Here is a 19,983-nt window from a genome sequence, read left to right as displayed (position 1 = left end):
TATGGAGGCAGCAATGACAAATCGTCTTGCCGCGGATGTACTCATCTGCGGCGCGGGTGCGGCCGGCCTCACGCTGGCGATCGACCTCGCGCGTCGCGGCATATCCTTCCGGCTGATCGACAAGGCCGCGGATCCCTTCCCCGGCTCGCGCGGCAAGGGCATCCAGCCGAGGACCCAGGAGATCTTCGAGGATCTCGGCGTGCTCGACAAAGCCGTGGCCGCCGGCGGCCGCTACCCGCCCCAGCGCACCTATCACGACGATGGCAGTGTCACCGACGCCGCGATGGCCGAGCCCGCCGAGCCGACGCCGGCCGAGCCCTACCAGATGCCGCTGATGGTGCCGCAGTTCGTGACCGAGCGCCTGCTGCGCGATCGCCTGAGCGAATTCGGCGTCGACGTGGAGGCCGGCCGCACGCTCGTCGGCTTCGAGCAGGACGGGGACGGCGTCACCGCCCGCATCACGTCCGCCGAAGGCACCGAAACCCTCCGCGTCGGCTGGCTGATCGGCGCCGACGGCGGGCGCAGCTTCGTGCGCCATGCCCTCGGCATCGCCTTTCCGGGCCACACGCTCGGGGTTCGCGCCATCGTCGCCGACGTCGCCCTCGAGGGCCTCTCGCGCGGCCTCGCGCACCGCTTCGCCCGCGGCGGCGCGATGAGCGAGCAGGTCTCGATCACCCCACTCGCCGGCACCGACCTCTTTCAGATCCAGGGCCCGGTGCCGATGGACGGCGACGTCGACCTCACCGCCACGGGGCTGACGGCCCTCCTCGCGCGGCGCACCGGCCGCGACGACATCGCCGTCCGATCGGTCGCCTGGGCGTCGGCCTACGAGATGAGCGCCCGCCTCGCCGAGCGCTATCGTGCGGGACGCGTCCTCCTCGTCGGCGACGCCGCCCACGTGCACCCGCCGACCGGCGGGCAGGGCCTCAACACCAGCGTGCAGGACGCCTACAATCTCGGCTTTAAGCTCGCCGCCGTCATCGCCGGCGCCGGGGACGACATCCTCGCGACCTACGAGGCCGAGCGCCGCCCCGTGGCTGAGGACATGCTGCGCCTCGCGACCAGATTGCTCGATGCGCAGACGCAGGGCGCGATGCGGCGGGGGCGCGAGGTGCGCCAGCTCGACATCGGCTATCGCGGCTCCCCCCTCACCGTCGAGGCGCTGGACCGCCGGCGCGGGCTGCGGGCGGGCGATCGCGCGCCCGACGCCCGCCTCCACGGCGCCGCGGGCCAGCCCTCGCGACTGTTCCACCTCTTCAAGGGACCGCACTGGACGCTCCTCGTCCAGGCGGGCGGACACGGCGCGATCGCCCCGCGCGCGAACCTCCACATCCACGTGATCGGCCCCGCCGGCGACATCCTCGACACCTCCGGCGACATCGCCGCCGCCTATGGGCTCGCGCCGGGCGAGTGCGCCCTCGTCCGCCCCGACGGCTATGTCGGCGCGATCCTCGGCGCCGACGACACCGCCGCGCTCGACGCCTATTTCCCGGCCCTCGGCGTCGTCGCGCATCCGGCGCGCCCCGTCACCACCACCGAGGTCTCTCCTCATGGCTGAGGTCCCCATCATGGCGAAGGCGTTCACGATGCGCACCTGGGCGACGCCGCTCACCCTCGGCTCGTTCATCCTGATGGCGGCGACGGGCGTCCTGATGTTCTTCGACGTCGTGCCCGGCTACGTCACCTTCGTCCACGAGTGGTTCTCGTGGCTCTTCCTGCTGGGCGCGGGCGCCCACATCGCGGTGAACGTCCGCCCCCTCAAGTTCCACCTCAGATCCACGTGGGGCCGGGCGAGCGTCGCCCTCTTCGCCGCCGTCCTCCTCGCCTCCACCATCTCGTTCGGGCAGATCACCGCGCCGCAACTGAAGTGGCCGCTCGCCGAGGCCCTCCTCGAAGCGCCCCTGTCCGTCCTCGCCGCGCTCACCCGCGTCGAGCCCGACGAGCTGTTGCAGCGGCTCGCGGCGCACGGCATCAGCGCGACGCCCGACCAGTCGATCGACGAGCTCGCGAGCGCGCACCGGATGGACGAGTTCCACATGTTGGGGCTGATCGTCCTGCACCGATAGCCGCCGCCGAAGCGGGGCCCGCTATCGCAGCATCGCGGTAAGGGCCTTGCGCCAGTGGACCTCGAAGCGATCGGGGCCGTAGTCGCGGGCGGTGCGGGCGCCGCGCGCGGCGATCGCCTCGGCGCGGGCGGGATCGGCGACGGCCGCGAGCACCGTGTCGGCGATCGCCTCGATCGGGCCGTAGCGGGTGACGAGGCAGTTGCGGCCGGGGCGCATATATTCGCGCCCCGCGATCCCGTCGACGCCGCACACGAGGGTGCCCGCCCCCATCGCCTCCAGCGGCGTGAGGCCGAACCCCTCCGCCGGCACCAGCGACAACAGGGTGCGCACCTCGCCGAGCCGCTCCAGGACGCGCGCATGCGGCACCTTCGTCGCAAAATGGAGCGGCACCAGCTCGATGGACGGATCGCGCGCCCGCACGGCGTCGGCGACGCGCTCGCCGATCCCCCGGCTCAGGAGATCCTTGCCCTTGACGTGCACCAGCACCTCACGTGCCGGCCGCTCGGCGAACGGCCGCGGCGGCGCGTCCGGCGCCAGCACGAAGGCCGGAATGACCGGTGTGCGCAGCCCGTAGACGCGCCGCAGGAAGTCCTGCACCGTGCCGCTCACGCTCACATAGTGGTCGAAGTAGATGTCCAGCGTGGCGAAGGTCTTGAAGTCCTGAACGTACATGATCTTGCGGCCGGGAAAGCGCAGGCCGAAGGCGTTGTTGGAAAAGGACGGATTGCACACGAGCACGTCGGCCGCGGTGGCGGCGGCGAGCATCGCCTCGATGCCGAGGGTGGGAAACGGATATTTGTAGCGGAAGATGCCGTTGTCCGGCCCGTGGTCCGACGTCGCGACGACCGTCACCGCATGCCCGAAGTGCTCGTGCAGGATCCGGCCGATGTCGTAGGCCATGTAGGTCCCGCCGTTGGGAATGTAGCCGCCGACGATGTAGGCGGTGGGGCTCATCGGGTGGCCCGGTCCTCGACACGGTGGGCGATCGGCGGCGTCACGTGGGGCACGGACGTCCCGAGCTCGTCGAGGTCGTCGACGGAGGCGCCGGCCGCGTCGGCGAGCGCGTTGCGGGCGGCGGCCACGAGACGGGCGACGTCGCGATAGCGCTCGCGCCCGGCGCGCACCACGAGCTGCAGCTGGCGCCCCTCGTCGCGCGGCTCCATCAGGCTCACCGACAGCCCGTCCATCGCGTGGAAGCTGCCGCGCACGTAGGGCTCGGGCAGCACCGTGTCGCCGTGGCCGGAGCGCACCAGGCTGAGGAGGGTCGCGAAGGAGGACGGGCCGATGCGCGTCCGGATGTCGGAGCCGCAGCGCTGGTGGGCGCGGCGGATCGCGTCCGACACCACCTCACGGAAGCAGTGCCCCTCCTGCATCAGAAGCACCGGCCGCTGCAGATCGTCGATGGCGACCGCCTCGGGCAGCGGCTCGGCGCTGACCACCACCAGGCGCTCGTCGATGAGGGGGATCGCCGTCAGCGAGGTCACCCGCGGCAAGGTGGCGGTGATCGCGAAGTCGAGCGTGTCGGCGTTGACGGCGGCCTCCAGCGTGTCGCTGCGGTCCTCCACGAAGTCGATCGGCGCGTCGCGGTTGAGCGGCTCGAGGAGCTTCAGGAAACGCGGCGCGAAATAAGGCGCGATGGTCGGCAGCACGCCGAAGCGGATCGGCCGGCCGAGCAGCAGCCCGTCGCCGCTCGTGGTGCGCTGAACGCGGTAGAAGGCCTCCATGATCTCGCGCGCCGCCGACAGAATCTCGCTTCCCTCCGGGGTCAGCGTCACCCGGCCGTGGCGCCGCTCCACGAGCGTCAGCCCGAGCAGCTCCTCCATCCGCCGCACCTGGGCCGACAGCGTGGGCTGGGAGATGCCGCACGCCTCGGCAGCCCGAGAGAAGGAGCCGTTCTCGGCGATCGCGATGAAATATTCGAGGTCGCGAAAGCGCAGGAGGCGCATCATGACGTGATGTCGCGCATTGATGTTGCCTTTACTGGAGCTGCCATTTTGATAGGCGTTATCGATCGCTCTGTCGAGGGGTGCTCGACCATGGCCGAATTGTGACGCTATGGTGCGTCGAGGTGGCAAGACGATCGGAGACAACCGGCATGGCCCATGGGAGGATCTGCTGGTCGGAACTCGCAACCGACGATGTGGAAGCGGCGATGGCGCACTACAAGGCCATCGCCGGGTGGACGTTCACGGCCCTCGCGATGGGCGAGGACACCTATTGGGTGGCCGAGGTCGACGGCGAGCCGGTCGCCGGCCTGATGCCCCGCAGCGTGCTCGGCCAGAACGTCATGCCCCATTGGCTGACCTACATCGTGGTGCCGGACGTCGACGCCGCCGTCGAGGCGGTGATCGAGACGGGCGGCACGGTGATCCGCCAGCCCTTCGACGTGCCGAACATCGGCCGGATCGCCCTCGTCGCCGAGCCCGGCGGCGCGGCCTACGGCATCGCCACGCCGCAACCGGAGGAGGACGCGGACGACGCCTATGATGCCGTCGACGATGCGTCGAGCGCCACCACCGACGCGTCGAGCGTCATCGACGCCGCGCCGGACGCCGACGCACCGGAGGCCGCTGCCGACCGGACGGACGACGAGGCGGACGACGGGAACGACGCCGCGCCGCATCCCGCCCCGGCGGCCGAGGCGGATCTCGACACGGCCGGGGCCTGACCCGCCGGACCGATATTGCGCATTGGGCCCCGCCCGTCTCCTCAGGCGAGCCCGAACCACCACTTCGCGAGGGCGAGGAAGGCGAAGAAGCCGATGACGTCCGTCAGCGTCGTCAGGAACACGGACGAGGCGACGGCGGGGTCGATCCCGACCCGGTCGAGCAGCATCGGCATCGTCGTGCCGAAGAAGCCGGCACAGAGGATGTTGAAGACGATCGCCGTCGCGATCACCAGCCCGAGCTGGACGTTGCCGAAGGCGACGCCCGCGGCGAAGCCCACCGCGATCGCCACCGCCCCGCCGTTCATCAGCGCCACCACCACCTCGCGCCCGACGACGCGTATGAGATTGCGCTTGGTGATCTGGCGCTGGGAGATGGCGCGCACCGTCACCGTCATCGCCTGGATGCCGGCATTGCCGCCGAGCGCGGTCACCACCGGCATCAGGATCGCCAGCGCCACCATGGCGGCGATGGTGTCGTCGAAGAGGGCGATCACGCCGGAGGCGAGGAAGGCGGTGCCCATGTTGATCATCAGCCAGGGGATGCGCGTGCGGGCGACGTACCACGGCGTGTCGGACAGCTCCGCGTCGCCGGCCCCGGCGAGGGCGCGGATGTCCTCGTCCGCCTCCGCCTCGATCACGTCGACGATGTCGTCGATGGTGAGGATGCCGACGAGCCGGTCGCCCTCGTCGACGACGGCGGCCGACAGGAGGTCGTAGCGCTGGAACAGGCGGGCCGCCTCCTCCTGGTCCTCGTCGGCGCGGATGGTGCGCGGTTCCGCGTCCATGATGTCGGTGATCTTCACCGGGCGACGCGTGCGCAGCAGGTGGTTGAGCTTGACCGTGCCGAGCAGGCGGAAGGCCGCGTCCACCACGAAGATCTCGGTGAACTCGTCCGGCAGGTCCTCCTCTTCGCGCAAGGTGTCGATCACCTGGCCCACGGTCCAGAACGGCGGCATCGCGACGAAGTCGGTCTGCATCCGCCGTCCGGCGCTCTCCTCCGGAAAGTCCAGCGACCGCTTGAGGCGGTGGCGCATGGCGAAGGGGAGCTGGGCGAGGATCGCCTCCGACTGGGCCTCGTCGAGGTCCTCCAGAATGTAGACGGCATCGTCGGAATCGAGGTCGGCGAGGCCGTCGGCCACCGCCTTCGGATCGAGCTCCGACAAGATCTGCAGGCGCACCGGCTCTTCGAGCTCGGTGAGCACGGCGAAGTCGAAGTCGGCACCGAGCAGGCGCACGAAGGCGCTGCGCTCGTCGGGCGACAGCCGGCCGAGGAGATCGGCGACGTCGCTCGCGTGCAGCGGCTCCACGAGCGCGACGAGCCCCAGCGCGTCCTCCGCCTCGATCAGGGCGGCAGCTTCCTCGCGCATCTCGTCGGTGAGCGTCTCTTCCGGCTCGATGTTCGCTTCGGCCATTCCCCATCCCAGCTTCGACCGCTCCCCCCGAAGGGCGGGCGGCGGTTGGCGGCGCTCGTCGGCGCGTTCGATAGCACGAACGGCGAGAGCGTTCTCGCCATCCTGTGCACCAATTCCCATTCCCCCAATGACAGCTGGGGCACCAACCGCCGCCTGCCCAGTTTATCAGCCACCGATGACGCGCCGTTCGGCTTTTCTCCGTCGCGGACGCATGCCAGTCTTCGCTCGCGCGCCCCGTCCGTGACGCCGGGCTGGCCAAGGATAGGAGGGACTATGTTTGCAAGGCTTGCAGTCGCCGCATCGCTGACGGCGCTTCTTGTCGCACCCGCCGCGGGGCAGGAGGTCGTCAACGTCTACAACTGGTCCGACTATATCGACGAGTCGGTGCTCGGGGACTTCACCGCCGAAACCGGCATCGAAGTCCGCTACGACGTGTTCGATTCCAACGAATTCGTCGAAGCGAAGCTGCTCGCCGGCTCCACCGGCTACGACGTGGTGGTGCCGACCGCCTACTTCCTCTCCCGCCAGATCCGCGCCGGCGTGTTCGCCCCGCTCGACAAGTCGAAGCTCAGCAATCTCGGCAACCTCTGGGACAAGATCACCAAGGAGACGGCGACCTACGACCCGGGCCTCGAGTACGCCATTCCCTACATGTGGGGCACCACCGGCCTCGGCTATGTCGAGGAAAAGATCCTGGAGCGGATGCCGGACGCGCCGGTCGATTCCTGGGACATGCTGTTCGATCCCGACGTCGTGTCGAAGTTCGCCGACTGCGGCATCCACGTGCTCGACGCCCAGTCCGACGTTCTGCCCATCGCCATGAACTATCTCGGCCTCGACCCCAACTCCAAGGACCCCAACGACATCCGCGCCGGCGCCGAGCTCGTCGCCAAGATCCGCCCGTTCGTCCAGAAATTCGATTCCTCCGAGTACATCAACGCGCTGGCGAACGGCGACATCTGCCTCGCCGTCGGCTGGTCGGGCGACGTCCTCCAGGCGCGCGACCGGGCCGACGAGGCCGACAACGGCGTCACCGTCGTCTATTCGATCCCCAAGGAAGGGGCGCCCATGTGGTTCGACATGATGGCGATCCCCGCCGACGCGCCGCACATGGACAACGCGCTGAAGTTCATCGACTTCATCCTGCGGCCGGAGGTGATCGCCAAGGCCACCAACTACGTGAACTACGCCAACGCCAACGCCGCCTCGCGCGAGTTCGTCGACGAGGGCGTGTTGGGCGACCCCGCCGTCTACCCGCCCGACGAGGTGCAGGAGACGCTGTTCACCACCACCGAGCTGCCGCCCCGGGTGCAGCGCGTCGCCACGCGGGAGTGGACGCGCATCAAGACCGGCCAATAGCATGCTGACGGCCTCTCGGGAGGGCGGGCGATGAGCGAAGCGGCGACGCTGACCACGCCGGTGGTGGTGCCGGCCCCCCCGCTGATCCGCTTCGAGGGGGTGACGAAGCGCTTCGGCTCCGTCGTCGCCGTCGACGATCTGACGCTCGACATCCACGCCGGCGAGTTCTTCGCCCTGCTCGGCCCGTCGGGCTGCGGCAAGACCACGTTGATGCGCCTCCTCGCCGGCTTCGAGACGCCGACGGAGGGGCGCATTCTCCTCGACGGGGCGGTGATCAACGACGTGCCGGCCCACCGCCGCCCCACCAACATGATGTTTCAGTCCTACGCCCTCTTCCCGCACCTTTCGGTGTGGGACAACATCGCCTTCGGGCTGCGGCGCGAGGGGCTCGGGGCGGCCGAGATCAAGCGCCGCGTGGCCGAGATGCTGGACCTCGTGCAGCTCACCGCCCAGGCGCGGCGCAAGCCGCACCAGCTCTCCGGCGGTCAGCGCCAGCGCGTCGCCCTCGCCCGGGCGCTGGCGAAGTCGCCGCGCATCCTCCTTCTCGACGAGCCGCTCGCCGCGCTCGACAAGAAGCTGCGCGGCGAGACCCAGTTCGAACTCACCTCCATCCAGCGCCGGCTCGGCATCACCTTCTGCGTCGTCACCCACGACCAGGACGAGGCGATGGTGCTCGCCGACCGCATCGCCGTGATGCGCGACGGCCGCATCGAGCAGGTGGCCGGGCCGACGGAGATCTACGAGACGCCGGCCTCGCGCGCCGTCGCCGGCTTCATCGGCGAGATCAACCTCTTCGACGGCAGCGTGACGCGCCTCGTCGACGGCTTCGCCGAGGTGGCGGCGGACGGCATGGTGACGCCGCTGCGCGTGCCGGCGGAGGGCTGCGCGCCGGTCGGCACCCGCGGCGCCGTGGCGGTGCGGCCCGAGAAGGTCGCGATGCGCCGCACCAACGGCCACGCCCCCACGGCCGACAACGTCGCCACCGGCACCGTCACCGACGCCGCCTACATGGGCGAGGACACCCTCTACCGCGTCGCCACCGACGGAGGGCCGATGGTGAAGGTGAAGCTCGCCAACAGCCGCCGGCAGGCGGCCCTTCCGATCGACATCGGCGAGCGCGTGGTGCTGACCTTCCACGCCGCCGACGCCCTCTTCCTCGACCGGTGACGACGCCGCCCCCCACAGTGCGCCGAGGCTGGCGGGCGCCGGCGAATCTCGTCGCCGTGCTCCCCTTCCTCTGGCTCCTCGCCTTCTTCCTGGTGCCCTTCCTCATCGTCCTCAAGATCTCGCTGTCGGAGGCGGTGGTGGCGATGCCGCCCTACGCGCCGACCTTCGAGGGCATCGGCGGCGTCGGCGATCTCCTCGAGCGGCTGCGCGCGCTCACCCTCTACAACTTCGCCTTCCTCACCGAGGACGCCCTCTACTGGCGCGCCTACCTCTCCTCGGCGCGCATCGCGGCGCTGTCGACGGCGATCACCCTCCTCGTCGGCTACCCCATCGCCTACGCCATGGCGCGGGTGCCGGAGCGCTGGCGCCCGCTCGTCGTCGCCATGGTGATCCTGCCCTTCTGGACGAGCTTCCTGATCCGCGTCTACGCCTGGATCGGCATCCTGAAGCGCGACGGGCTGCTCAACGCCGCGCTCACCCAGATCGGCCTCATCAGCGAGCCGCTCACCATCTTGAACACCAACATCGCGGTGATCATCGGCATCGTCTACGCCTATCTGCCGTTCATGATCCTGCCGCTCTACGCCTCGCTGGAGCGGCAGGACCCGGCGCTGCTCGAGGCCGCGGCCGACCTCGGCAGCCCGCCTTGGCTCGCCTTCTGGCAGGTCACCGTGCGCCTCTCCGTGCCCGGCATCCTCGCCGGCTGCCTGCTCGTCTTCATTCCGGCGGTGGGAGAGTTCGTCATTCCGAGCCTCCTCGGCGGCTCCGACACGCTGATGATCGGCCAGACGCTGTGGGACGAGTTCTTCCTCAACCGCGACTGGCCGCTCGCGAGCGCCGTCGCCATCGTGCTCCTCCTGGTGCTGGTGGTGCCGCTCACCCTCTTCCAGCGCGCCCAATGGCGGGAGGCGGGGCGAGAACGATGATCCGCTTTACGACGATCAACGCCGTGTCGCTCACCCTCGGCTTCACCTTCCTCTACCTGCCCATCATCATCCTGGTGATCTTCTCCTTCAACGCCTCGCAGCTCGTCACGGTGTGGGGCGGCTTCTCCGTCAAGTGGTACGGCGAGCTCTGGCGCAACAAGCAGCTCCTCGACGCCGCCTGGGTGTCGCTCTCGGTCGGCTTCGTCACGGCGACGCTGTCGGCCGTGCTCGGCACGCTGGCGGCGATCGCGCTCAACCGCGCCCGCACCCTGCCCGGCCACTCGCTGCTGCGGGCGATGACCTACGCCCCCCTCGTCATGCCGGAGGTGATCACCGGCCTGTCGATGCTGCTGCTCTTCGTCGCCATCGGCTTCGACCGCGGCTTCTGGACGATCACCATCGCCCACACCACCTTCTCGCTCTGCTTCGTGGCGGTGGTGGTGCAGTCGCGCCTGACCGCGCTCGACCTGTCGCTGGAGGAGGCGGCGCAGGACCTCGGCGCCCCGGCGTGGCAGGCCTTCGTGCTGGTGACGCTGCCGCTGATCGCCCCCGCGATCGTCGCCGGCTGGCTCCTCGCCTTCACGCTGTCGCTCGACGATCTGGTGATCGCGAGCTTCACCAGCGGCCCCGGCTCCACCACGCTGCCGATGCGCATCTTCTCCGCCGTCCGCCTCGGCGTCTCGCCGGAGATCAACGCCGCCTCGACCATCCTCATCGCGCTCGTGACGACGGGCGTCCTCCTCGCCACCTTCGCCGCCAAGTGGCGCTCCGCCCGCAAGGCGTGAGGCCGGCACGGCAGGCGGCGCCCGCCGGTCAGAAGAACACGAAGTCGCTTTCGGTCATCTCGCGCGTGTCGACCCCCGGCATCACGGCGACGATCTCGCCATAGACGCGCAGCTTGTTGCCGTCGAAGATCAGCTCGTCGTAGTGCACGCCCCCGTCGAAGCCGATCTTGTCCTCCCCGAGCTCGAAGTCGCGGATGACCGTCAGCTGGCCGTTGTCGGAGAGAAGAAAGAGGTCCGCCCCGGTGCCGCCGGTCAGCGTGTCGAAGCCGTCGGTCGCATCGAGCGTGTCGTTGCCCGAACCGCCGATGATCATGTCGTTCCCGGCCCCGCCGCTCAACCAGTCGTCGCCGTCGTCGCCGATCACCGCATCGTCGCCGCTGCCGCCGTCGACGACATCGCGCCCATTGCCGCCGCGCACCGTGTCGTCGCCGTCGTCACCGGCGACGGTATCGGCCGCCCCGCCGCCGTCGATGAAGTCGTCACCGTCCTGGCCGACGATCAGGTCGCGGCCGGCACCCCCGCTGACGGTGTCGGCGCCATCGCCGGCACCGATCGTGTCGTCCCCGTTCTGGCCGGCGATGGTGTCGTCGTCGGTCCTGCCGAACACCCTGTCATCGCCGGCCCCGGCACGGATCTGATCGGCGCCCCGGCCGCCATCGACGGTGTCGTCCCCGTCACCCCCGAGGAGCTTGTCGTCGCCATCTCGGCCCGAGAGCTCATCGTCCCCCCCTTCGCCAAGGATGGAGTCGGGCCCCGGGCCCAGCACGATGACGTTGCCGTCCTCGTCGCCGACGACGAAGCCGGAACTATCCGTCTCGAGCACGGCCCCGCCGAAGTCCACCCCTTGGATGGTGAGGGACGGGCGGCCGATGCTCGAACCGACCGACTCGAAAAGGTCGAGGCGGCTGCCGACATTGTCGTCGAAGGTGGTGTCGGTGATGGTGGTGGCATCGGCATTGCGCACGGCATAGATGGCACCGCCGCTTTCGCCCGCCCTGTTGCCCGTGATCTCCGATTCGGAGAGTACCAGGGAGCCCCACCTTTGATCGATCGCACCACCGTACAGACCGGCCCGATTGTCCGCGATCGTCACGCCGGAGTACTGCGCCGAGCCCCACTGATAGATCACGCCCCCGGACTCACCGGCCTCGTTGTCGACGAAGGTATCGTCGGTGAACGTTGCGGATGTCCGGTTAAGAAATATCGAGCCACCGGATACCTCAGCCACGTTCGCTTGGTAAATATTATCACTGGAAACAATAGTTTCATACGCATAAATCCCACCACCTTCTACCGACAAATTGTTGGAAATCGTCGTAGATTCGATGGAGAAAGCTATATTTTCCCAAATTCCACCCCCAGTTACATCAGAACTATTTCTACTAATATCTGAATCGGTGATCGTGACAGAGGAAGCCGCGCGATAGTCGTAGAGCGCGATCCCGCCGCCCTTGCCGGCCCGCGATCCGGAAGACGTCTCCGCCGACGCATGGTTGCCGGTGACGACGACGCCCTCGAGCTGCGCATCTCCCGACCCGACGTAAAGCCCACCGCCGGTCGCCGCCTCGTTGCCCTCGAAGACGCTGTCGGTGATCGACAGTTCGATATTTCGGTACGCCCCGCCGAATGAGACGCCGCCGCCGGTGTTGCTGGCGGCGTTTTCTTCAAACGTCGACCCCTCGATGAGGACCGTTCCGGTGGGCGCGTAGATGCCGCCACCCGATGTCGCGCTGTTCTCCACAAACGTGCTGTTGCGGATCGTCGCCTCGTCGGCGTCGACGTAGATCGCACCACCATTTCCCTCTGAGGTGTTGCCGACGAATTCGGAGCTCTCGACGATCAGCGCCTCGCCGTTGCGCAACCTGATCGCGGCGCCCGAGTCTCCCGCGTTGTCGGAAAAGCGGGAGTCGGTGATCGTCAAATGCCCGCCCGTCATGTCGACGGCGCGGCCGACCGCGCCGGTGAGCTCCATGGTGGTGATCGCAAGATCGGCGCCGGAGACCTCGAAGATCGCGTCCCCGTTGCCGTCGACGGTGGTCCGGCCGCCGGTGGCGTCCGCCCCGTCGAGGGTGAGCGTGTCGGTCACGGCGATCTCGCCGAGGGTCAGCGTGACGGTGCCGCCCGCCACCCCGTCGGCGAAGCGGATGGTGTCGGCGCCGGTCGCGGCGTTGGCGAGCGCGATCGCCTCGCGCAGCGAGGTGCCGCTACCGACCCCCGCCCCATCCATTTCGTCCGCCAGCGTGTCGACGATGAATTCCGCCATGGGAGGGCTCCCTTTCTTGTCTTTGGTCTCGTTCGTCGGTGACGTCAGAAGATGCGACGTCGCTCTCGGTCGGCGCGCGCGTGTCGACCCCGGGCCGCACCGCGATGGTCCCGCCATCGAGGCGCAGCGTGTCGCCGTCGAAGACCGGCGCGTCGACGTGCACACCTCGATCGAAGCCGATCTTGTCCTCCCCGACCTCGAAGTCGCGGATCAGCGCCACCCGCTGGTTGTCGGAGAGGATGAAGCGATCCGCCTCGTCGAGGGCGGGCGCGTCGGTCACGGCGATCTCGCCGAGGGTCGGCATGATGGTGCCGCCCGTCACCGCGTCGGCGAAGCGGATGGTGTCGGCGTCCGTCGCGGCGTTGGCGAGAGCGAGGGCGAGGGCGAGGGCGAGGGCGATCGCCTCGCGCAGCGAGGTCCGCGACCGACCCCCGCCCCATCCGCCTCGTCCGCCAGCGTATCGACGATGAATTCCGCCATGGCCGCGGTCCTTTTCTTATCGTTGGCCCCGGCCTTCGGTGGGGTGAGCCGCTACCATAGGACAACACGGCACACTGAGATCGATCCATTCTGCATAGAGCCACGCTATCCGTCCATACTTACTGCATAGCTCAGGATCACGATGCCGATGAACACTGATGAGGCGAAATAATCTATGAAACTACACAACTTTTAGAAGACATCTACTCAGCGTTACAACTCTTCGCCGCCACCGCTGGTGGCACGGCGCGCCACGTTGACACGGCACGATCGTTGCATTTCCATATTTCAGGTATGAAACAAACCGCGGTCCACAACGATCGCGGAGGATGGAGGATACCGATGGCCGTCACTCGCCGCGCGCTCGTGAAGGGCGCCCTGATCCTCTCCCTCCTCGCCGCACCGGCAGGGCTCCGCCCCGCCCCGGCGCTCGCCGAGGACACCACCCTCACCATCGCCTACAACGTGTCGCTGCCCTCCTGGGATCCGACCGTCGGCCCCTCGGCGGTGAACCCCACGATCCAGGGCATCTACCGCTCGGTGTTCGACCAATATGTCGGCCAGAATCCCGACCTGTCCTTCGCCCCCGGCATCCTCACCGAATGGGGCTGGAACGAGGACAAGACCAAGATCCGCATGGTCGTGCGCGAGGGCGTCACCTGGCACAACGGCGATCCGCTGACGCCCGAGGACGTCGTCTGGTCGCTGGAGCGCGCCGGCAACGCGGAGACCGGCAACCCGATCCAGTTCGTCTGGTCGAAGGTCGGCAACTTCGCGATCGACGGCAACGTCGTCACCGCCGACGTCCTGGAATTCGAGCCCACCCTCTTCAAGTGGATGGCCTTCCTGACAGGCTACGTCCTGCCGAAACACTACTACGAGGAGGTCGGCCCCGAAGGCTTCGCCGCCCATCCGGTCGGCTCCGGCCCCTACATGGTCGACGCCTTCGAGCGCAACGCCTTCGTCCGCCTCAAGGCGAACCCCGACTACTGGGGCGGCAAGCCGGCCTACGACGAGGTGGTGATCAAGTTCGTGCCCGACGCCACGAGCCGCGTCGCGGAGGTGGAATCGGGCGCCTCCGACGTCGCCTTCGACATGCCCTACGAAGAATATGACCGGCTGAAGGAGAAGGACGGGCTGTCGGGCGTCGCCACGCCGATCTCCGACATCGCCATGATCTTCCTCAACGACGTCGAGCCGATGCTCGACCCCAACGTGCGCAAAGCCGCCGCCCTCGCGATCCCGAAGGACGTCCTCATCGACCGCCTCCTGTCGGGCTACGGCGTGCCGATCGACACCCTCCAGACCCCCGAATACGACGCCTACGATCCCTCGATCAGCGTCGGCTACGATCCTGAGAATGCCAAGGAGCTCCTCGCCGCGTCCGGCTACTCCACCGACAACCCGGTGCGCTTCACCATCCAGACGACGCGCGGCTTCAAGCCGAAGGACTACGAGATGATCCAGGCGATCGTCGGACTGTGGCGCCGCATCGGCATCGAGGCCGACATCGAGGTCTACGAGATCGCCAAGCACTACGAGCTGCGCGCCGCCGACACCCTCGCCCCGGCCGCCTTCTACAACTGGGGCAACGCCATCGGCGACCCAGCGACCTCGACCGGGTTCGCAATGTTCGGCCCCTCGCCCCACTCGGTGTGGGACGGCCAGGATCTCATCGAGGCGATCATCCCGCTCTGGGGCGAGGCCGACGAGGAGACGCGCATCGCCGGCTGGAAGGCCGTCGACAAGATGATCGCCGACAACGCCTACGTGATCCCCCTCCTCCAGTACGTTCAGCCGATCATCCACGCCGACACCGTGGAGGTGACGCCCAACGTCTCCGGCGCGGTGATGCCGTCGCTGATGAAACCCGCCTCCTGACGCGATGGCGAAGGGGAGTATCATCCCCTCCCCCGCGGCGCCGGTCCTCCGGCGCCGCCCGAGCGAGGAGCGCGCCCATGTCCGACGGCATCCTGTCCACCGACCCCGAGGTCGGCAACGAGCAGAAATTCTGCTTCCGCTGCGGCACGCTGATCCGCGCCGACGCCGCCGTCTGCCCGCACTGCGGCGCCCGCCAAGAGCGCGTGTCCGGCCGGCGCAACCGGGTGATCGCGGCGATCCTCGCCTTCCTGTTCGGCTCCTTCGGCGCCCACCGCTTCTATCTCGGGCAGATCGGCATGGGGCTCCTCTACCTCGTCTTCTTCTGGACGGTCATTCCGGGGATCATCGCGATCGTCGAAGGCATCATCTACCTGACGATGTCGGACGAACGGTTCGCCGAGCGATACGGCTGACGATGGCGGACCCGGCCGGCGCCGCGGCGAGGGGGAGTTCCCCCCCTCGCACTCCCCTCCATCTCGCCGATGGGCAGGGTTCCAGGAAAGACGACCGCGTCGCGGTCCTCTTGCCTGGAGCCCTTGTTCGAGCGTTGGGAGGGCTTCGGCCGCGTCAAGGACAAGCCCTGCGGGCGCCTGCGGCGTCCTTGACGCGCCCGAAGCCCTCCGTGCCCCCGATCCGCGCCGGGGCGCGATGACGCGCGCGCTGGTGCGGCTCGCGACGACCCTCGTCACCCTCTTCGGGGTGGCGGTGGTGGTGTTCGTGGTGATCCGCCTCGCGCCGGGCGATCCCGTCGCGATGATGCTGCCGCCCGGCGCCACCGACGCCGACATCGCCCGCCTCAACGCCCTCTACGGGCTCGACAAGTCGATCCCCGAGCAGTTCGCCCTGTGGCTCGGCAACGTCGTGCAGGGCGACTTCGGCACCTCGATCTCGCTGCGCGAGGACGTCGCCCGCATCGTGCTCGCGCGCCTGCCCGCCACCTTGGAGCTCTCCATCCTCGCGCTCCTCATCGCGGTGGCGCTCGGCGGGGCGGCCGCCCTCTTCGGCACGCGCTGGCGCGGCACGCCGGCTGAGGCGGGCGTCGACGTCGCCAACGGCGTCTTCCTGTCGATCCCCGACTTCCTCTGGGGCCTCGTCTTCATCCTCCTCTTCGGCGTCGCCTTTCCCGTGTTCGAGATCTCCGGCCGCATCTCGCCGCGCCTCGACGTCGCCTTCGCCACCAACTTCTACCTCCTCGAGGCGCTCGTGCGGCTGCGGCTCGACGTGGTGCGCGACCTCCTCGCCCACATGGCGATGCCCGCCCTCGCCCTCGCCCTGCCGCTCGCCGCCGTCATCGCCACCCTCCTCAAGACCTCGCTCAAGGAGGCGATGCGGGCCGACTACGTGACGCTCGCGCGCACCCGCGGCTTCTCCGAGACGCGGGTGATGCTCCGCGAGGCGCTGAAGAACGCGGTGCTGCCCACCCTCACCCTCGTCGGCGTGCAGTTCACCTTCCTGATCGGCGGCACCGTCATCATCGAGCGCCTGTTCTCCTACGAAGGCCTCGGCAACCTCGCGATCGACGCCGTCATCAACCGCGACCTGCCGCTGATCCAGGGCATCGTCCTGCTCTTCGCGGTGCTCTTCGTCGCGATCAACCTCGCCGTCGACCTCCTCTACGCCGTCCTCAACCCGAGGCTCCGCCATGGCTGACGCCGCCCTCCGCCGCGCCCGCTCCCGGCCCGCCCCGCGCCTGTGGCTCGCCGGCGGCTGGCTCGCCGCGCTCGTGGTCGCCGCCCTCGCCGCGCCGCTCCTCGCGCCGCACGACCCGCTCTATCAGGACCTCTTCCTGACGCGCATGCCGCCCTTCTTCATGACGGGCGCCGAGCCCGGCTACCCGCTCGGCACCGACAGCCTCGGCCGCGACGTCCTCTCCCGCCTCCTCTACGGCGCCCGCATCGCGCTGATCGTCGCCGTCGTCGCCGGCTCGGCCGCCTGCCTCATCGGCGCCGCCCTCGGCCTCCTCGCCGGCTATTTCGGCGGCTGGACCGACCGGATCGTCAGCCGCATCGTCGACATCTGGATGGCCTTCCCGCCGGTCCTCTTCGCCATCCTCCTCGTCGCCGTCCTCGGCACCGGCCTCCTCTCCGTGGTTCTCGCCATCGCCGTCATCGACTGGACGCGCTTCTGCCGCGTGGTGCGCGCCGAGACGATGCAGCAGCGCGTCATGGAGTACGTCGCCTCCGCCGAGGTGGCGGGCTATTCGCGCTGGCGCACCCTCCTCGCCGAGGTGCTGCCCAACGTCGCCCCGGCGATCGTCGTCTTGTTCTCGCTCGAGATGGGCATCGCCGTCATCGTCGAAGCGATCCTCTCCTTCGTGAACCTCTCCCTCTCCTCCGACGCCCCCACCTGGGGCGGCATGATCGCGGAGGGGCGCACCGCGATCCATCAGGCCTGGTGGGTGCTCGTCTTTCCGCTGCTCGCCCTCTTCCTCACCGTCCTCGCCTTCGGCCAGTTCGGCGAAGGGCTCAAGAACCGCTTCGACCCGGTGCTGCGATGAGCCACCTTCAAATCCGCGACCTCTCCGTCGCCCTCGACGGCGATCCGCGCCGGCGCCTCCTGCGCAGCGTCTCGCTCGACGTCGCGACCGGCGAGGTGCACGGCCTCGTGGGCGAATCGGGCGCCGGCAAGTCGATGATCGGCAAGACCGTCTTCGGCATCCTGCCGCGCGCGGCGAAGGTGGTCGCCGGCACCGTCGCCGTCGGCGGGCGCGACCTCCTCGCGATGGACCGCACCCGCCGGCGCCGCCTCGTCGGCCGCGAGATGGCGCTGATCCCGCAGGACCCGCTCACGGCCCTCAACCCGTCGCGGCGCATTGAGGCGCAGCTCACCGACCGCCTCGTCGCGATCCTCGGCATGGGCCGGCGCGCCGCCCGCGACCGCGTCGCCGGTCTCCTCGACGAGGTGAAGATCCGCAACATCGACCGCGTCCTCGCCGCCTACCCGCACGAGCTCTCCGGCGGCATGCGCCAGCGCGTGCTCATCGCCGAGGCGTTCGCCGCCGAGCCCAAGCTCATCGTCGCCGACGAGCCCACCACCGCGCTCGACGTGACGGTGCAGAAGACCATCCTCGGCCTCATCGCCCAAATGCAGGCCCGCCACGGCGCCGCCCTCCTCTTCGTCACCCACGACCTCGGCGTGGTGGCGAAGATCTGCCAGCGCGTCAGCGTGCTGTTTTCCGGTCGCGTGGTAGAGACGCAGCCGACGGCCGACCTCCTCGCAGCGCCCCGCTCGCCCTATACGGCCGCCCTCCTCGCGGCGATGCCGCGCTACGACCGCCCCGCCGACCTCACCCCCGTGGCGCCGGAGATCATCGCCGAGATGCGCGCGGCGGTGGCGGCGGCCGACGCGCGCTTCCTCGCATGAGCCTCTTCGAGGTCGCCGACCTCCGCCTCGCCGTGCCCGACCTTGCCGAGAAGCGCCCGTTCCGCGCCGCACCCAGCATCGAGATCCTGCGCGGCCTCTCCTTCGCGATCGCCGAGGGGGCGTCGGTGGGGATCGTCGGGGAATCGGGGTCGGGCAAGTCCACCCTCGGCCGCGCCCTGGTGCGGCTGATGGAGCCGACGGGGGGCACGATCCGCTTTCGCGGCGAGGACATCACCCACCGCGACGCGGCGGCGATGCGGCCGTTGCGGCGCGATCTCCAGGTGATCTTCCAGGATCCCTCGTCCTCGCTCAACCCGCGTCACACGGTGGGGCGGATCATCGCCGGGCCGCTGCGCTTTCATGGGGTGGAGGGGGTGAAGGGGCGGGTCGCGGCGGTGCTCGAGGAGGTGGGGCTACCGGCGCAGACGGCGCGGCGCTATCCGCACGAGCTGTCGGGCGGGCAGCGTCAGCGGGTGGGGATCGCGCGGGCGGTGGCGCTGTCGCCACGCTTCATCTTCGCCGACGAGATCGTGTCGGGGCTCGACACCTCGACGCAGGCGCAGGTGATCGCCCTCATCGAGCGCCTGCGCGCCGATCACGGGCTGACGTTGGCGTTCGTGAGCCACGACCTGTCGGTGGTGCGGCACCTGTGCGAGCGCTTGATCGTGCTGCAGAACGGGCGGATCGTGGAAGAGGGCGACACGGCGACGATCTTCGAGGCGCCGCAGCACCCGCACACGCAGGCGCTGAAGGCGGCGATCCCCCTGCCGGAGGTGGAGGCGGGGTGGTTGGGGTGAGGAGCAGGCTTTATATACTATAATATAACTGTATTATCCCTAATCGAATTTATGAGTTCTTAGTACTCCACAATACTTTATTCAAAACGGCATCACCCAGAATAATATTCCAGCCCGAGAAAGCGACTTCATGAGAACCAATTGACGGCAAATTCTCCTCAATCACGATCAATTCTTCACCAAAATCGGTCTCTCTCTTGGCAGAAATCGACAAATTCGTATCATGCCGTACGACTGATCCTAGTGAATTACTAACATAAGCATAATCGTTTGCTGTCTTTGGATCGACCCTAAAGGATACATTCGGCACGACTATACCCTCTCTTGTTGAATTACTCCTAAGAATTCTGAATTGAACCTCGCCAGAAAGCGCCACAAATACTTTCTTCCCGTCCCTCTTACCGCTAATTGCAACAATTCCGTGCTCCGTATAGGGTAGTATGAGGCACTTTAACTCCATGCCAGTAAGTGTACTTACTGAAAATTCATCTAACATCAACATATAGCCCCCTCCATTGATATGTAAATTTACATTTTACTATAAGTTAAATCCAAAACTACCATTAATATAAATTGATATAGCCATTATTAATAACAAGATACGTGAGAATTGCGTCCGATCACTCACTATACAGGAAAAATATATTCGAACCTGGATAGTTTATTGAATACTACTTACATTAACGCCCAGCGAACACAATAACCATCATACGAATGATTGTCACTGCTCTTCTAGTCAGAATCTTATCCCCGCCTCGATCCCCCCATGGCATTGTCGCTGGGCTGCTCGACTGCGGGGAGGCGTGCCGGACCGTC

At 68.1% G+C, this 19,983-nt stretch carries 19 protein-coding genes; 13 read left to right on the top strand and 6 right to left on the bottom strand.

What is annotated here, in order from left to right; translation table 11 throughout:
- Positions 1–13: 13 nt before the first annotated feature.
- Both JCR33_RS19260 and JCR33_RS19255 read left to right on the top strand, forming a co-directional pair.
- Positions 14–1,558, top strand: a complete 1,545-nt coding sequence (locus tag JCR33_RS19260) for an FAD-dependent oxidoreductase (RefSeq protein ID WP_198883757.1) — start codon at positions 14–16, stop codon at positions 1,556–1,558.
- Positions 1,551–2,066, top strand: coding sequence for a DUF4405 domain-containing protein (locus JCR33_RS19255; RefSeq protein ID WP_198883756.1), 516 nt, complete (start codon positions 1,551–1,553; stop codon positions 2,064–2,066). The genes JCR33_RS19260 and JCR33_RS19255 overlap by 8 nt, the downstream gene beginning before the upstream one ends.
- Before the next feature lie 21 nt (positions 2,067–2,087).
- Here the strand turns inward: JCR33_RS19255 and JCR33_RS19250 are convergent, their stop codons facing one another.
- Together JCR33_RS19250 and JCR33_RS19245 are read right to left on the bottom strand one after the other, a co-directional pair.
- The gene (locus JCR33_RS19250) at positions 2,088–3,020 is read right to left on the bottom strand and encodes a glycosyltransferase family 4 protein (protein ID WP_198883755.1); all 933 of its coding nucleotides are present in this window, start codon (positions 3,018–3,020) and stop codon (positions 2,088–2,090) included.
- Complete coding sequence (locus tag JCR33_RS19245; protein ID WP_198883754.1) at positions 3,017–4,015, bottom strand: LysR family transcriptional regulator; 999 nt, start codon at positions 4,013–4,015, stop codon at positions 3,017–3,019. The genes JCR33_RS19250 and JCR33_RS19245 overlap by 4 nt, the downstream gene beginning before the upstream one ends.
- 146 nt (positions 4,016–4,161) lie before the next feature.
- Here JCR33_RS19245 and JCR33_RS19240 point away from each other — a divergent pair, with 146 nt between their 5' ends.
- Positions 4,162–4,734: a VOC family protein gene (locus tag JCR33_RS19240; protein ID WP_198883753.1), complete on the top strand. Its 573-nt coding sequence runs from the start codon at positions 4,162–4,164 to the stop codon at positions 4,732–4,734.
- Between the two features lie 41 nt (positions 4,735–4,775).
- On the opposite strand, the gene mgtE is transcribed toward JCR33_RS19240, so the two are convergent.
- Positions 4,776–6,146, bottom strand: a complete 1,371-nt coding sequence (mgtE, locus tag JCR33_RS19235) for a magnesium transporter (RefSeq protein ID WP_198883752.1) — start codon at positions 6,144–6,146, stop codon at positions 4,776–4,778.
- Positions 6,147–6,419: 273 nt separating this feature from the next.
- Here mgtE and JCR33_RS19230 point away from each other — a divergent pair, with 273 nt between their 5' ends.
- From JCR33_RS19230 to JCR33_RS19215, 4 genes are read left to right on the top strand one after another with little or no spacing between them, the layout of a single operon-like run.
- On the top strand, positions 6,420–7,505 hold the full coding sequence (locus JCR33_RS19230; protein ID WP_198883751.1) for a polyamine ABC transporter substrate-binding protein: 1,086 nt from the start codon (positions 6,420–6,422) through the stop codon (positions 7,503–7,505).
- Positions 7,506–7,535: 30 nt separating this feature from the next.
- Positions 7,536–8,672 carry an ABC transporter ATP-binding protein gene (locus tag JCR33_RS19225; RefSeq protein ID WP_198883750.1) on the top strand — a complete coding sequence of 379 codons (1,137 nt, stop codon included), beginning with the start codon at positions 7,536–7,538 and terminating at the stop codon, positions 8,670–8,672.
- Positions 8,673–8,689: 17 nt separating this feature from the next.
- Positions 8,690–9,598, top strand: a complete 909-nt coding sequence (locus tag JCR33_RS19220; protein WP_198883874.1) for an ABC transporter permease — start codon at positions 8,690–8,692, stop codon at positions 9,596–9,598.
- Positions 9,595–10,383, top strand: coding sequence for an ABC transporter permease (locus tag JCR33_RS19215; protein ID WP_198883749.1), 789 nt, complete (start codon positions 9,595–9,597; stop codon positions 10,381–10,383). Before JCR33_RS19220 ends, JCR33_RS19215 begins: the two co-directional genes overlap by 4 nt.
- Before the next feature lie 28 nt (positions 10,384–10,411).
- Here the strand turns inward: JCR33_RS19215 and JCR33_RS19210 are convergent, their stop codons facing one another.
- Together JCR33_RS19210 and JCR33_RS19205 are read right to left on the bottom strand one after the other, a co-directional pair.
- The gene (locus JCR33_RS19210; protein WP_198883748.1) at positions 10,412–12,646 is read right to left on the bottom strand and encodes a hypothetical protein; all 2,235 of its coding nucleotides are present in this window, start codon (positions 12,644–12,646) and stop codon (positions 10,412–10,414) included.
- Entirely contained in the window at positions 12,588–12,926 is a 339-nt protein-coding gene (locus tag JCR33_RS19205) for a hypothetical protein (RefSeq protein WP_198883747.1), read from the bottom strand. Before JCR33_RS19205 ends, JCR33_RS19210 begins: the two co-directional genes overlap by 59 nt.
- Positions 12,927–13,468: 542 nt before the next feature.
- Here JCR33_RS19205 and JCR33_RS19200 point away from each other — a divergent pair.
- The 6 genes from JCR33_RS19200 (at position 13,469) to JCR33_RS19175 (ending at position 19,167) form a co-directional block, all read left to right on the top strand.
- Positions 13,469–15,007, top strand: coding sequence for an ABC transporter substrate-binding protein (locus tag JCR33_RS19200; protein WP_198883746.1), 1,539 nt, complete (start codon positions 13,469–13,471; stop codon positions 15,005–15,007).
- 77 nt (positions 15,008–15,084) lie between these two features.
- A complete protein-coding gene (locus tag JCR33_RS19195; protein WP_198883745.1) occupies positions 15,085–15,420 on the top strand; it encodes a TM2 domain-containing protein in 336 nt (111 codons plus the stop codon).
- 235 nt (positions 15,421–15,655) lie between these two features.
- Positions 15,656–16,657, top strand: a complete 1,002-nt coding sequence (locus JCR33_RS19190; protein ID WP_198883744.1) for an ABC transporter permease — start codon at positions 15,656–15,658, stop codon at positions 16,655–16,657.
- Positions 16,650–17,504, top strand: coding sequence for an ABC transporter permease (locus tag JCR33_RS19185; RefSeq protein WP_198883743.1), 855 nt, complete (start codon positions 16,650–16,652; stop codon positions 17,502–17,504). Before JCR33_RS19190 ends, JCR33_RS19185 begins: the two co-directional genes overlap by 8 nt.
- The gene (locus tag JCR33_RS19180) at positions 17,501–18,370 is read left to right on the top strand and encodes an ABC transporter ATP-binding protein (protein ID WP_198883742.1); all 870 of its coding nucleotides are present in this window, start codon (positions 17,501–17,503) and stop codon (positions 18,368–18,370) included. Before JCR33_RS19185 ends, JCR33_RS19180 begins: the two co-directional genes overlap by 4 nt.
- Positions 18,367–19,167, top strand: a complete 801-nt coding sequence (locus JCR33_RS19175) for an ATP-binding cassette domain-containing protein (RefSeq protein ID WP_198883741.1) — start codon at positions 18,367–18,369, stop codon at positions 19,165–19,167. The genes JCR33_RS19180 and JCR33_RS19175 overlap by 4 nt, the downstream gene beginning before the upstream one ends.
- A 49-nt stretch (positions 19,168–19,216) precedes the next feature.
- On the opposite strand, the gene JCR33_RS19170 is transcribed toward JCR33_RS19175, so the two are convergent.
- Entirely contained in the window at positions 19,217–19,669 is a 453-nt protein-coding gene (locus tag JCR33_RS19170; RefSeq protein WP_198883740.1) for a hypothetical protein, read from the bottom strand.
- Positions 19,670–19,983 lie beyond the last annotated feature (314 nt).

Source organism: Acuticoccus mangrovi, from assembly GCF_016411865.1.
GTDB classification, from domain to species: domain Bacteria; phylum Pseudomonadota; class Alphaproteobacteria; order Rhizobiales; family Amorphaceae; genus Acuticoccus; species Acuticoccus mangrovi.
This window is presented reverse-complemented; position numbering and strand designations above follow the sequence as displayed.